This window comes from Brevundimonas sp. Bb-A, from assembly GCF_009394735.1.
Lineage (GTDB): Bacteria > Pseudomonadota > Alphaproteobacteria > Caulobacterales > Caulobacteraceae > Brevundimonas > Brevundimonas aurantiaca.
The window spans coordinates 946,734-959,330 of the sequence record NZ_CP045456.1; the positions used below are offsets into that span (position 1 = coordinate 946,734).

Consider the following 12,597-nt stretch of genomic DNA (forward strand, 5'->3'; position numbering starts at 1 on the left):
GGGGCCGTTCGGCCGCGCGCCACAGCCCCTACGGAACGCTTTTCAGCTCCATGACTGACACCCTCACCCCCACCCGCGACGATTTCGCCGCCCTGCTCGACGAACAACTGTCGGGCCGCGACTTCGGCGAAGGCCAGGTCGTTCACGGCCGCGTCGTCGGCATCGAAAAAGACATCGTCATCATCGACGTCGGTCTGAAGACCGAAGGCCGCATCGCCATGCGCGAATTCGGCCAGGGCGAAGACGGCGCCCTGCCCAAGGTCGGCGACAATGTCGAAGTCTATCTGGAGCGCGTCGAAAACGCCCTGGGCGAGGCGGTCATCAGCCGCGACAAGGCCCGCCGCGAAGAAGCCTGGACCCGTCTGGAAGCCGTGTTCGCCGAAGGTCATCCGGTCAACGGCGCCATCGTCGGCCGCGTCAAGGGCGGCTTCACCGTCGACCTGGGCGGCGCCTCGGCCTTCCTGCCGGGCTCGCAGGTCGACATCCGTCCGGTCCGCGACGTCGGCCCGCTGATGGGCAAGGAACAGCCGTTCCAGATCCTGAAGATGGACCGCCCGCGCGGCAATATCGTCGTCTCGCGTCGCGCCATCCTGGAAGAGGCCCGCGCCGAACAGCGCACCGAGCTGGTCGGCCAGCTGCAAGAGGGCGAAGTCCGCGACGGCGTCGTCAAGAACATCACCGACTACGGCGCCTTCGTGGACCTGGGCGGCATCGACGGCCTGCTGCACGTCACCGACATGTCGTGGAAGCGCGTCTCGCACCCGTCGCAGGTTCTCGCCGTCGGCGACACCGTCAAGGTCCAGATCGTCAAGATCAACCCGGACACCCAACGTATCTCGCTGGGCATGAAGCAGCTGCAGTCGGACCCCTGGGACGGCGTGGAAGCCAAATATCCGGTCGGCGCCAAATACACGGGCCGCATCACCAACATCACCGACTACGGCGCCTTCGTGGAGCTGGAAGCCGGGGTCGAGGGCCTGGTGCACGTCTCGGAAATGTCCTGGACCAAGAAGAACGTCCATCCGGGCAAGATCGTCTCCACCTCTCAGGAAGTGGACGTGGTCGTCCTGGACGTCGACGCCTCCAAGCGCCGCATCTCGCTGGGCCTGAAGCAGGCCCAGGACAATCCTTGGGACGCCTTCGTCGCCGCTCACCCGATCGGTTCGACCGTCGAGGGCGAGGTCAAGAACGCCACCGAATTCGGCCTGTTCATCGGCCTGGACAACGACATCGACGGCATGGTCCACCTGTCCGACCTCGACTGGTCGGTCTCGGGTGAAGAAGCCATCCAGCGTTACCGCAAGGGCGAGATGGTCAAGGCCAAGGTCCTGGACGTCGACGTCGAGAAGGAACGCGTCTCGCTGGGCATCAAGCAGCTCGGCGGCGATCCGATCGGCGAGGGCGATGCGTACCGTCGCGGCCAGCAGATCACCGTCACCGTGACGGCGATCGAGTCGGGCGGCATCGAGGTCAAGTTCGGTGAAGACGACGCCCCGGTCACCGCCTTCATCCGCAAGTCGGACCTGTCGCGCGACCGCAACGAGCAACGTCCGGAACGCTTCGCCGTCGGCGACCGCGCCGACGCCATGATCACCGCCGTGGACAAGGCCTCGCGCCGCATCTCGGTCTCGATCAAGGCGCTGGAAATGAAGGACGAACAGGAAGCCATCGAACAGTTCGGCTCGTCCGACTCGGGCGCTTCCCTGGGCGACATCCTGGGCGCCGCGCTGAAGAACGCCGGCTCCAAGGAGTAAGGCGCTCGCCGCAAGGCGTCAGGCGCTTCGCTCAAGCAGCGAAGCGCCGCGCGCTTCGCGATAGCGGACCTCGCTCAAGCAGCGGAGCGCCGCGCGCTTCGCGATAGCGACCAAAAAAGACCAAGGCGGCGGGAGCGATCCCGCCGCCTTTTTTACGTCCGGCGGCCGCAAGTGACCGGAACCGGACATAATTCATGCGAATCCGAGGGCTCTCGGCCCGATAGGGGCTTTTTAGAGCGCCGGGCGCCGGTTAGGGTGCCGTCCAGTGGATCATCGGCGGGCGCGGCCTGCCGATCATGAGCTGGCAGGGGCCCTGATGATCAAATCCGAACTGATCGAGAAGCTTGCGGCGGAAAACACCCACCTGACCCATGCGGAGGTGGAGCGGCTGGTCAACGTCATCCTGGGCGAAATGACCGGCGCCCTGGCCGACGGCGGCCGGGTCGAACTGCGCGGTTTCGGGGCCTTTTCCGTCCGCTCGCGACCGGCCCGCGTCGGCCGCAATCCGCGCACCGGCGAGACGGTCGAGGTTCCCGCCAAGGCCGTGCCCTTCTTCAAGAGCGGCAAGGAACTGCGCGAGCGTCTGAACGCTTCTGGCGACGCCTGAAGATCAACGACCGAGAGATCCCCGCATGAGCCTTCTGTCCGAGTTCCGCGAATTCGCGATCAAGGGGAACGTCGTCGATCTGGCCGTCGGCGTGATCATCGGCGCCGCCTTCAACGGCATCGTCAAAAGCCTGGTGGATCAGGTGGTGATGCCCCCGATCGGCCTTCTGACCGGCGGGGTCGATTTTTCCGAACTGGAATGGGTGCTGCGGCCCGAAAATCCGGCGACCGAAGAGGTCGAGAAGGTGGCGATCCAGTACGGCGCCTTCGCCAACACCGTGATCCAGTTCCTGATCGTGGCCTTCGTCGTCTTCCTGCTGGTCAAGGGGATCAACAGCCTGCGCCGCCAGGAAGCCGCCAAACCGGACCCGGCGCCTTCGGCCCCGACCCCGACCGAGGCCCTGCTGACCGAGATCCGCGACACGCTGAAGGCCCGGCCCTAGAGCCTGATCGGTTGAAGTGGAATCGCTTCGCGATTCCACTGAAGCCGTGAATCAGGCTCCAGATTAAAGCGAGAGCATGATTCACGCTTCTGTCGGAACCGCGAAGCGGTTCCGTCCGAAACGATCATGCTCTAGAGCCTGATCGCTGAACGACGCCGCGACCCGGTCCGCGCCTCGCCTTCGCGCCGACGTCCCTATAGGTCAGGGCGTAAAGAGATCGATTTTTCAACGCCTTGCGGATCGAGCCGCCCAATCGGCCGTCGGTCCTTCCGCAGCGCCTAGACTGGCGTTTCGGTATTCGACATCGCAAAGGACGGCGCGACCGTTCGCCGACGGACTGTCCGGTCCACGGCGGACTATTCTTCAGCAAAATCAAAGGGCGTCGGACAGATCGGACACATCGGACACCTTTTTTCGTGTCCGATCGCCGGCCCGCCCCGGAGCAAGACCGGTCGGCTCAGACGGCGGCGTCTCGCTCGACTTCGCGCCTGATCGACGACCGGCGGGGCGCCGGCACGGGGCGCAGGCAGACGGCGTAGTCCCCGTCGAACGGGGTGGGGCTCCATTCCTCGGCGGAGACGGGATCGCGGAAGACGGCGTGGCCGTGGCCCCATCCGCCCTCGCGCCGGGCCTTTGCGGCCAGCGGCCCCAGACGCTCCAGCATCAGGGGCGTCGTCACCTGCAGCCTGACCTTGGCCGCGCCCAGGCCCCGCGCATTGTCGATCAGGGTCCGGGCCAGGATCTCGATCGCGTCGTCCGCCCCGTCCAGCGCCGCCAGATCCAGGATGTCCAGACAGGGCGGATCGATCAGACGGGTCTTGTTCATGTGGGCCAGGGCGACGCCTTGCAGCCGGTCCCGGTGAAAAAGGCCCAGAACCACAGGCGCCAGGGTCATGTCGGGGTCGCTCATGCGCCAGGCCATGATCTCGGGGCTGCGGTCGGCGATCAGCCGGCCCTCGGCGACCAGGGCCCGCCAGAAGTCGACATAGGGCGAACCCTCGCCCAGGTCGGTCAGCACCCGGACCCCGTCCGGCAGCTTCAGGCGGCGGGGTTTGAACAGGCGGCGGTTCATCAGCCGGTCGCCCAACCGCCGGGCCGTCTCCGCCGACACTCCGCCCAGCAGTCCGCGCAGCAGCCGGCCCTTCGCACAGGTCAGGGGATCGACCCTCCAGGCCAGCTTCAGGGCGTGGGTCTGGGCCGGCGCCGGCTTGAAGCCGAACAGGGGATAGAGCGGCGCCGACCGGGCGTTGGCGTTCAGGGTGTAGCAGGCGAACAGGCCCGACTGGGCCAATATGGCCTTGATCAGGGGCCGGCTGGCGCCCCGTCGTTCGGGCGGAACGATGATGGAAAAACCGGTGGCGGCGTAAAGAACCTCGGGGCCGCGCCGAAACCTCTGGACCAGATTGCCCAGCATGGCCTGGGGCGCATCGGCCTCATCGACGACGACCCAGCCGGTCGGGGCGTCCAGGTCCCGTCGCGCCGGATTGGCCTCCAGCCACCGCCACCCCGCCTCGGACCGCTCGGGCCAGCCGACCTGGCGGTGCAGGGCGTTCAGCGCCGCATAGTCGGATCGGCGGATCGGCCGCACAGCCATTCAACACTCCCTCCCGTCCTCGACCGGGCCATATTGGCGCCCCGGCGGCGGGATGCGGGAACCTCTGCATATCGGGCGCCAGTTCGGCGCATCGCCGGGTGCGGCGAGGGGGCGCATAACCTTAACTCTTGTTCGGGTTTGCTCCCTGTGCTGGGTATGCGCCTTTCGCGCGCCCCGTTGAGGCGCGGCAGTTGGGAGTGAGCCGTTGACAGTGACGGATGGGGGGGCGCTCGCGCCTCGTAAGACTTTCCTGGGGCACCCGCGGGGGCTGGTGATCCTGTTCTTCACGGAAATGTGGGAGCGTTTTTCCTACTACGGCATGCGGGCCCTGCTGGTCCTTTATCTGACCCAGCACTTCCTGTTCGGCCCGGCCGAGGCTCAAGGCATCTACGCCGCCTACGCCGCCCTCGTTTATCTGATGCCGGTCCTCGGCGGCCTGATCGCCGACCGCTATCTCGGATCGCGCAAGGCCGTCATCATCGGCGCCGTTCTGCTGGTCCTGGGTCACTTCACCATGGCCTTCGAAGGCACGGGCGGTCGCGAGCGCCTGACCATCGGTGACACCACCTATGAGCTGCAGGTCGAGGGCCGCGACCAGAACCGCCGCATCTTCGCCGTCAACGGCGATGAACGGGTCCAGGTCGCCATATCGCCCGAAGGCGTCTCCGCCGTCGGCGCCGAGCCCTCCGCCGCCAACGCCTCCGATGTGGCGGCCGTCGCCACGGGAGCAGCGATCAACGCCCAGCCGACCGGAGCGCTGGATCCGGCGACCGCAGCCGCGCCCGAGGCCGCCGCCAAGGCCGGCTTCCCCGCCTTCACCGCGACCGGCGCCTATACGCTGGAGACCACGCGGGATCTGGCGCTCGGCGAGCCGGTTCTTTTCCTGGCCCTGTCCCTGATCATCGTGGGCGTCGGCTTCCTGAAGGCCAACATCTCAACCGTCGTCGGCGCTCTCTATGAAGAGAACGACCCCCGGCGCGACGGCGGCTTCACCATCTTCTACGTGGGGATCAACCTCGGTTCCTTCCTGGCGACCATCGCCTGCTCCTATCTGGGCATCAAATACGGCTGGGCCTACGGCTTCGGCCTGGCCGGCATCGGCATGCTGTTCGGTCTGCTGACCTTCGTCCTGGGCCAGTCCTGGCTCGAAGGCCGCGGCGCGCCGCCGGTCCCCGTTCAGGGCCGTTCCATCCTGGGCGTGCCGCTGGTGCCTTTCTTCTGGATCGCCGGCATCGTCGCCGTCATCCCGACCTGGCTGCTGATGCAGCGCCACGAGATCATCGAGACGGCCCTGCCGTGGATCGCGGGCGTCATCTTCGCCGCCGTGGTGGGCTTCACGGTCTTCCGGCTCAAGGGCGCCGAGCGGTCGCGCATGCTGGTCGCCCAGGTGCTGATCTTCTTCTCGGTCCTGTTCTGGGCCCTGTTCGAACAGGCAGGGTCGTCCCTGACCCTGTTCGCAGACCAGTCCACCCAGATGCCGTCATGGTTCAACGCCGCCATGACCCAGACCTTCAACCCCGGCATCATCGTGCTGGGCGGGCCGATCATCGCCGCCCTCTGGGTCTGGCTGGCCAAGCGCAAGCTGGAGCCTTCGACCCCGGTCAAATTCTCCTTCGGCCTGGTCTTCGTCGGTCTGGGCTTCCTGGTGCTGACCTGGGCTGCCGCGACCCAGGCCAACGACGCCTTCCGGGTGCCGCTGATCTTCCTGTTCCTGACCTACTTCTTCCACACGATCGGCGAGCTGTGCCTGTCGCCGGTCGGCCTGTCGATGATCACCAAATTGTCGGTGGCGCGGGTGGTCGGGATGATGATGGGCGTCTGGTTCCTGTCCAGCTCTGTCGCCCATATCGTCGCCGGCATCATCGCCAAGGCGACGGCGACCGACACCGTCGCCGGCGTCGTCACCAGCCCCGAGCTGGCGCTTCAGACCTATGGGTCGATCTTCGGCACCATCGGCTGGACGGGCGTCGGCGTCGGCGTCTTCCTGCTGCTGATGTCGCCCCTGCTCAAGAAGGGCATGGCCGGGATCCACTAAAGCCCGCCTGTTCGACGCAAGAAGCCCCGGCGGAGCGATCCGCCGGGGCTTTTCGTTGGCCTCAGCCGCCTCAGAAGGTCTTGCGGACCCGGATAGAGGCGAAGGTGCGCGGATCCACGACGCTGTCCTCGACGAAGGCCACCGCACGGGTGTCGCGGTCGGCGAAGACGGTGCGGCTTTGGGTGAAGTCGTCCCACAGGTTCAGCTGGGCCCGGATCGCCAGGGTCGGGCTGGGCTTGTATTCGGCGAACAGCTCGAAATAGTCGGTTCCGCGCCAGCGCGAGACCTGATCGGGCGAATAGCTGGGCTGGCCCAGATAGGGCAGCCAGTTCACCCCCCATTGCAGCTTCAGGCGCGTGATGTCCTGTTCGAGGCCGACATTGGCCTGGGTCGGACGAACGCCGGAGATCGGCCGCTTCTCGCCCGTGGTCGGATCGGTGACCTCGGTCTTGTTCCAGTCGTTCCTGAAGGTGAAGCGGGCGCCCGTGACGCCCAGCTTGTCCAGCGGCACGGTCACGTTCAGCGACAGCCGGTCCAGCGTCCCCTCGCCGATATTGCCCACCGCCGACAGGCCGCCGGCCAGGGGGATGCGGTCGATGGCGTCGATGATCTCGTCGTGGCGATAGCCGATGGAGACCACGCCCTCGCCCCAGAAGCGGCGCTCATAGGTCAGCTCGGAGATCCAGCGCTGCTCGGGCTCCAGATCGACGTTGCCGCCGTAGACGTTCTGTTCCTCCAGGTCGGCCGAGGCGGCGAAGTCGGAGAAGTCGAGCTGGCCCAGTTCGCGCTCGAAGCGGAAGCGCAGCTGGTTGTTCGGCATCGGCGTCCAGGTGGCCATGAAGCGGGGCTTGGCGAAGAAGAAGCTCTTCTCCTGATCGGCGTCGCCCGACTGGCTGATGGTCGAGGCCTCCAGGCGCAGCCCCGCCTCCAGCGTCAGGTCCGGGTGCAGCCGCCAGGTGCCCTTGGAGAAGGCCTCGCCCCGCGTCTCCTCCACCTTGACCGAGGCGCTGGGCAGGGCCACCGGGGCGCCGCCCACGCTATAGGCCTGATCGGTCTGGCGCATGTTGTAGGCCACCTCGCCGCCGGTCTCGATCGTCAGCTTGGGCGACCGCTCGTGACGGATCAGGGCGCGCAGGATGGTCTCGGACCGTTTGCCCGAATAGACGAACCGCTCTTCCGGGGCGTCCAGACCGTTGCTGAGGACGTTGTAGGTCGAGACCCCGTCCCAGCTGCCGAACTCATGCATCAGCCGGGTTTCCAGCTTGAACCGGTCGTTCAGCGGCCGCTCCCAGGTGACGCCGAACTCGCCGCTCTTGTTGTCCTCCTGGTCGAGGCTTTCGCGGAAGGCGGTCGCCGACCGGCTGTTGTAGTAGCCGTTCCAGTCGTTGATCCCATAGCGGGCGGTCAGGTCGACCTTGCCGCCGGCGATCGGACCCGCATAGGTCCCGCGGATCGAATTGCCGCCGCCGTAGCCGTCGGTGTCGGTAACCTCGTCGCGCAGCACATTGCCTGCCACGTCACGGCGGATCGTCCGGCCGGGGCCGTTCGAATCGCTCATGCTGATGCCGTCGGACAGGGTCACGCCCCAGCTGCGGTCGCCGTCTCGGGCGGTGAACTGATAGCTGCCGCCGTAGAGATCCTGGCCCGCGCCTTCGAACTGGGTCGTGTTCCACGTCAGGATCGACTGGCGGCTGGCCTCAGTCTTCAGGATGACGTTCACCACCACCGAGAAGCCCTGCATGTCGATGCCGGGCGCGCCGCCGCGGATCAGCTCGATCCGTTCCACCTGACGCGCCGGGGTGCGGCTCAGCACATTGGAGCCGCCGTCGTTCTTGGAGGCCGGACGGGCGTTGTTGATCAGCACATTGCCGACCGCCCCTTCAAAGCCGCGCGCCCCGGAACCGTCGTCGACCTCGAAGCCCGGCACGCGATTGACCATGTCGAGCGCCGTATTGGGGCGCTGGGCCGCGAAGAAGTCGGGCGTGAAGACCAGAACGCCGCGCTGGGTCGCGTCGGCCAGGGGCGCCTGGCCCGCCGGGCCGGTCGGAACCGGCGCCTGGGCCACCTGGGGTTCGTCCCCCGCGAAGGCCGATGCGGCCGACAGGAACAGGGCGGTGCTGGCCAGCAGCAAGGTCTTCGTCATCGGTCTTCCCCTCGAATGTTGTCGAGGGATGTGCCGTCAGCGGACGTTCATCTCCAGTTACAAGGCGGAAAGGTGGATTAAATCGCCGCCATCATTACAGACATTTCATTACGAAACCGAAAGGCGCGCGAATACAGTGAAGTCATGAACCGTATCCCCGCTCTTCTCTGTTCTATTCTGCTTGCCGCAAGCGCAGGCTGGCGGGCGACAGCCCAGGAGGCGGACCCGCCGGCCGATGCGGTGGAGGACATCGTCGTCACCGCCCGTCGGATCGAGGGGCCGATGTGGGAGATCCGGCGCGGGGACGCGACCCTGATCCTGGTCGGGTCGATCGACGGCCTGTCGCGCGACATGGATTGGCGGACCGAGGCCCTGACGACGGCGGTGGAGCGGGCGGATCGGGTGCTGTTCCCGGTGCAGGGGCGGGCGTCCCTGGCCGATCTGGGGCGAGTCATCTGGCGGGCGCGGACCCTGACCCGCCTGCCCGAGGGCCGGACCACGGCCGACTATCTGCCGCCGGAGCTGGAGGCGCGGCTGGAGCGGGTCACGGGCGAGGGGCCCAGCCGCACCAGCCTGCTGCTGCTGTCAGCCGAGCTGATGGAGCGGGGCGGCTACGCCCGGCGCGAGCGGCCGGTCTCGGACGTGGTGCGGCGGGCGGCGCGGACCAACCGCAAGCCGGCCGAGCCGGTCGGCACCCTGCGGGGGGACGAGATCATCGATCGGGTGCTGACGACCCCGCCCGAGCGCTATCTCGACTGTATGACGCGGGCGGTGACGGCGGCCGAGCTGGGCGAGGCGGAGGGCGAGCGGCGGGCCGAGGCCTGGCGCCGGCGCCGCGTCGCCGAGGTGCTCGCCTCGCCCCTGGATCAGGCCGTCAGCGCCTGCTCCTACTGGGTGGTGATGGGCCAGGGGCCGGCGCTGGAGGCCCTGTGGGGCCAGGCGGTGGACCAGGCCCTGGCCGAGGGCGGGACGACGGTCGCCATCGCCCCGCTTCGCCTGCTGGCCCAGCCGGGCGGCCTGCTGGACCGGCTGGAGGCCCAGCGGCTGGAGCCTCTGGGCCCCGACTGGCGGCCGCAGCCGCCGGCCGAGGTCCCCGGCGGCCCGCCTATTTCGTAATTATTATCAATGGGTTAATTGGCAGGCGTCGCGCGATCGGGCACGGCGTCGCGGGCGGCCTCGCCGACGGTGTCGGCGGCGTTGCCGACGCTTTCGGCCGCGCCGGCTACGGCGTTGGACTCTATCGCCTCATTGCGGTTCATGTTCATCAGGAACCAGCCGATGATCAGGACCAGGGCCAGGCCGACGATCAGGGCGATGACCCCGCCCATTCCGCCGCCGCTGCGGCGCTGCTCGACGATGGTCGGGCCGGTCGAGTTTTCGCTGACGCGCTCGACCCGGCCGTCGGGGTGTTTGATGGTGCGTTCGGTTGCCACGGTAAGTCTCCTCTCCTGTGTGGCGGGGAAACTCACGGTCGCGCGATCCGGTTCCGCCCCCTAGACCGCCGTTCCGCCGACGGTCAGGCCGCCGATCTTGAGGCTGGGCTGGCCGATGCCGACGGGCACGCCCTGTCCGGCCTTGCCGCAGACCCCGACGCCGGGGTCGAAGGCGAAGTCGTCGCCGATCATCTGGATCTTGGTCAGGGCCGTCGCCCCGTCGCCGATCAGGGTCGCGCCGCGCACCGGCGCGGTGATCACCCCGTCCTCGATCAGATAGGCCTCATTGCACTGGAAGACGAACTTGCCGTTGGTGATGTCGACCTGACCGCCCGAGAAGTTGGCGGCGTAGAGGCCGCGCTTCGTATTGGCGATCATGTCGGCCTTGGAATCCCGCCCCCCCTCCATGAAGGTGTTGGTCATGCGCGGCATGGGCATGTGGGCGAAGGACTGGCGACGGCCGTTGCCGGTGGCGGCGACCCCCAGCTGACGCGCCGACAGCCGGTCGTGCATCAGCCCGACCATGATCCCGTCCTCGATCAGGACGGTGCGGCCCGTGGGCGTGCCCTCGTCGTCCACCGACAGGGAGCCGCGCCGCCCGGCGATGGAGCCGTCGTCGACCACGGTCACGCCCGGCGCCGCCACCCGCTTGCCCATCATGCCGTTGAAGACGGATGAGCCCTTCCTGTGAAAGTCGCCCTCGAAGCCGTGGCCGATGGCCTCGTGCAGCAGGACGCCGGGCCAGCCGGCCCCCAGGACCACGTCCATCTCGCCCGCCGGACAATCGACGGCCTCCAGATTGACCAGGGCCTGGCGCAGGGCCTCGTCCACCTGGGCCTGCCAGCGTTCGGGCGCCACCCAGGCCTCGAAGCCCGCCCGGCCCCCGGCGCCGGAGGAGGCGCTCTCGCGCCGGCCGTTCTGCTCGACCGTCACCGAGACGTTCAGCCGCACCAGGGGCCGCACGTCGCGCACCGCCCGGTCGTCGGCCCTCAGGATCTCGATCGCGCGCCGCTCGCCGACCAGGGAGGCCGAGACCTGGACCACGCGCGGATCGCGGGCCCGGGCCCAGGCGTCGATCTCGGCCAAGAGGGCGATCTTGTCGGAGAAGGCGGGCGAGGCCAGGGGATCGACCTCGGCATACAGTTTCTGATTGGTGGCGCGCGGCCCCTCGGCGACGCGGGCCTCATGCCCCGCCTTGGCCAGGGCGGCGCTGTCGGCGGCGCGGCCCAGGGCGGCGGCCGAAATCTCATTGGCGTGGGCGTAGCCGGCGGTCTCGCCCGCCACGACGCGCAGGCCGAACCCCTCGGTGGCGTCATAGGCGGCCGATTTCAGCCGCCCGTCGTCGAACACCAGGCTCTCGCTCTCGGAGCGTTCCAGAAACAGCTCCCCGTCGTCCGCCCCAGCCAGGGCGGACTTCAGGATCGACAGGGCGTCGTCGGTCGAAACGCCGGCGGCGTCGAGGAGGGGCGGCGGGGCGGCATGAAGGGTCATGACGCCTAGGTAGGGGCTGAAGCGCCCCTCGTCACCTGTTCAGGACCGGATCGGAACCGTCAGGAGGGGACGGGCGTGGAAAAAACACTGTCCGATGTGTCCGATGTGTCCGATGTGTCCGGCGCTGGATCGACCGGATCGGGCCCCATCAGGACGACCGCCTTCACCGCCTTTTCCAGCAGGCGGCGATAGACGGGATTGCTCAGGTCCAGGCCGGCGAAGGACCGCTCCAGGTCCGTCAGGGCCTTCATCTGGCGTTCCAGCACCTCAAACCGATCGCAGTCCGACAGGGGTTTGGGGCCGGAGCGGCGCTTGGGCGCGGGCGGTTGGGCCGCAGGCGCGGGGGCGGGGGCGGCCTCGGCCGGCGGCGGACTCAGGGTCTGGGCCTCAGTCTCCGCCTTCATCGCCTCTTCCGCCTGGGCCATGGCCGTCAACTGGGCGTGCAGCCGCATCCAGCGCCCGGCCTCCACCCCTCGGCCCGCCAGGATCGCCCGCTGCATCCGCACCCGGGCGTGACCCGCCAACAGGCCGTAGTCGCACAGGCCCGCCGCCGTCTCGGCCTCCAGGTCCACGGGCGCGTCCGCCCCGTCCGCCTCGAACCCATGGTCCAGGGGTTCGGCCTGATCCTGATACTGATCCTGATCCTGGCGCAGCCACCCCTCGTCGCGGGCGCGGGCGTAAAGGGTCGAGCGCGCCAGGCCGAACCGCCGACAGACCGAGGCCCCCGGCTCGCCCGCCGCATAGGCCCGCTGGATCGCATCCCACCGGTCCTCCGATATCCGGCTGTAACCCCCGCCCCTCTGATAGGGATCGCGCACCCGCCGCCCGTCATACAGGGGCCGGTCGTTCAGGGGTTCATCGTCCCAGGCCCGCTCGGCGCCCGGCTCCGCCATCCCCTCCGCGCCCCAATCCCCGTCCCCGTCCTCGTTCCAGCCGCCTGCCGTCGCGTCCATCCGTCCCTCCCGACCGATCCGCCCCGATGCGGAGCCGCCTCAGTATGAGGTCGGGGGAAAGGGGTGATGGGTCGATTGTCGGGAAGCGCCGAAAAGCCGTGGGGAATCAGAGGGCGGTGTGGGGGAAGGGGTGGGGGCAGGGGGC

10 protein-coding genes are annotated in these 12,597 nt (G+C 68.3%); 5 read left to right on the top strand and 5 right to left on the bottom strand.

From position 1 onward, the window contains the following. The first annotated feature begins 50 nt into the window (after positions 1 to 50). The 3 genes from rpsA to mscL all read left to right on the top strand — a co-directional run bounded on the left by rpsA (position 51) and on the right by mscL (position 2,803). Positions 51 to 1,754 carry a 30S ribosomal protein S1 gene (gene rpsA, locus BSP_RS04675; RefSeq protein ID WP_152949460.1) on the top strand — a complete coding sequence of 568 codons (1,704 nt, stop codon included), beginning with the start codon at positions 51 to 53 and terminating at the stop codon, positions 1,752 to 1,754. 316 nt (positions 1,755 to 2,070) lie between these two features. Further along, a complete protein-coding gene (locus BSP_RS04680) occupies positions 2,071 to 2,361 on the top strand; it encodes an integration host factor subunit beta (RefSeq protein WP_152949461.1) in 291 nt (96 codons plus the stop codon). Between the two features lie 25 nt (positions 2,362 to 2,386). After that, positions 2,387 to 2,803 carry a large-conductance mechanosensitive channel protein MscL gene (gene mscL / locus BSP_RS04685; protein WP_152949462.1) on the top strand — a complete coding sequence of 139 codons (417 nt, stop codon included), beginning with the start codon at positions 2,387 to 2,389 and terminating at the stop codon, positions 2,801 to 2,803. A 457-nt stretch (positions 2,804 to 3,260) separates the two neighbouring features. Here mscL and BSP_RS04690 read toward each other — a convergent pair whose 3' ends face one another. Beyond that, positions 3,261 to 4,397 carry an N-acetyltransferase gene (locus tag BSP_RS04690; RefSeq protein ID WP_152949463.1) on the bottom strand — a complete coding sequence of 379 codons (1,137 nt, stop codon included), beginning with the start codon at positions 4,395 to 4,397 and terminating at the stop codon, positions 3,261 to 3,263. A gap of 271 nt (positions 4,398 to 4,668) precedes the next feature. On the opposite strand from BSP_RS04690, the gene BSP_RS04695 reads away from it, so the two are divergent. Next, positions 4,669 to 6,432, top strand: a complete 1,764-nt coding sequence (locus tag BSP_RS04695) for a peptide MFS transporter (protein ID WP_054764683.1) — start codon at positions 4,669 to 4,671, stop codon at positions 6,430 to 6,432. A 70-nt stretch (positions 6,433 to 6,502) separates the two neighbouring features. On the opposite strand, the gene BSP_RS04700 is transcribed toward BSP_RS04695, so the two are convergent. Then, on the bottom strand, positions 6,503 to 8,575 hold the full coding sequence (locus tag BSP_RS04700) for a TonB-dependent siderophore receptor (RefSeq protein WP_152949464.1): 2,073 nt from the start codon (positions 8,573 to 8,575) through the stop codon (positions 6,503 to 6,505). A gap of 144 nt (positions 8,576 to 8,719) precedes the next feature. On the opposite strand from BSP_RS04700, the gene BSP_RS04705 reads away from it, so the two are divergent. Then, positions 8,720 to 9,691, top strand: a complete 972-nt coding sequence (locus tag BSP_RS04705) for a TraB/GumN family protein (protein ID WP_152949465.1) — start codon at positions 8,720 to 8,722, stop codon at positions 9,689 to 9,691. Positions 9,692 to 9,705: 14 nt separating this feature from the next. Here the strand turns inward: BSP_RS04705 and BSP_RS04710 are convergent, their stop codons facing one another. From BSP_RS04710 to BSP_RS04720, 3 genes are read right to left on the bottom strand one after another with little or no spacing between them, the layout of a single operon-like run. Next, positions 9,706 to 10,008 carry a hypothetical protein gene (locus tag BSP_RS04710; protein ID WP_054764686.1) on the bottom strand — a complete coding sequence of 101 codons (303 nt, stop codon included), beginning with the start codon at positions 10,006 to 10,008 and terminating at the stop codon, positions 9,706 to 9,708. Between the two features lie 60 nt (positions 10,009 to 10,068). Further along, on the bottom strand, positions 10,069 to 11,499 hold the full coding sequence (tldD, locus tag BSP_RS04715) for a metalloprotease TldD (RefSeq protein ID WP_152949466.1): 1,431 nt from the start codon (positions 11,497 to 11,499) through the stop codon (positions 10,069 to 10,071). A 59-nt stretch (positions 11,500 to 11,558) separates the two neighbouring features. After that, positions 11,559 to 12,452 carry a hypothetical protein gene (locus BSP_RS04720; protein WP_152949467.1) on the bottom strand — a complete coding sequence of 298 codons (894 nt, stop codon included), beginning with the start codon at positions 12,450 to 12,452 and terminating at the stop codon, positions 11,559 to 11,561. Between the last annotated feature and the right edge of the window lie 145 nt (positions 12,453 to 12,597).

Bases quoted from the DNA above. Each gene is read 5' to 3' on its own strand.
- rpsA (WP_152949460.1), top strand. From the start codon at position 51: ATGACTGACACCCTCACCCCCACCCGCGACGATTTCGCCGCCCTGCTC.
- BSP_RS04680 (WP_152949461.1), top strand. From the start codon at position 2,071: ATGATCAAATCCGAACTGATCGAGAAGCTTGCGGCGGAAAACACCCAC.
- mscL (WP_152949462.1), top strand. From the start codon at position 2,387: ATGAGCCTTCTGTCCGAGTTCCGCGAATTCGCGATCAAGGGGAACGTC.
- BSP_RS04690 (WP_152949463.1), bottom strand. From the start codon at position 4,397: ATGGCTGTGCGGCCGATCCGCCGATCCGACTATGCGGCGCTGAACGCC.
- BSP_RS04700 (WP_152949464.1), bottom strand. From the start codon at position 8,575: ATGACGAAGACCTTGCTGCTGGCCAGCACCGCCCTGTTCCTGTCGGCC.
- BSP_RS04705 (WP_152949465.1), top strand. From the start codon at position 8,720: ATGAACCGTATCCCCGCTCTTCTCTGTTCTATTCTGCTTGCCGCAAGC.
- tldD (WP_152949466.1), bottom strand. From the start codon at position 11,499: ATGACCCTTCATGCCGCCCCGCCGCCCCTCCTCGACGCCGCCGGCGTT.
- BSP_RS04720 (WP_152949467.1), bottom strand. From the start codon at position 12,452: ATGGACGCGACGGCAGGCGGCTGGAACGAGGACGGGGACGGGGATTGG.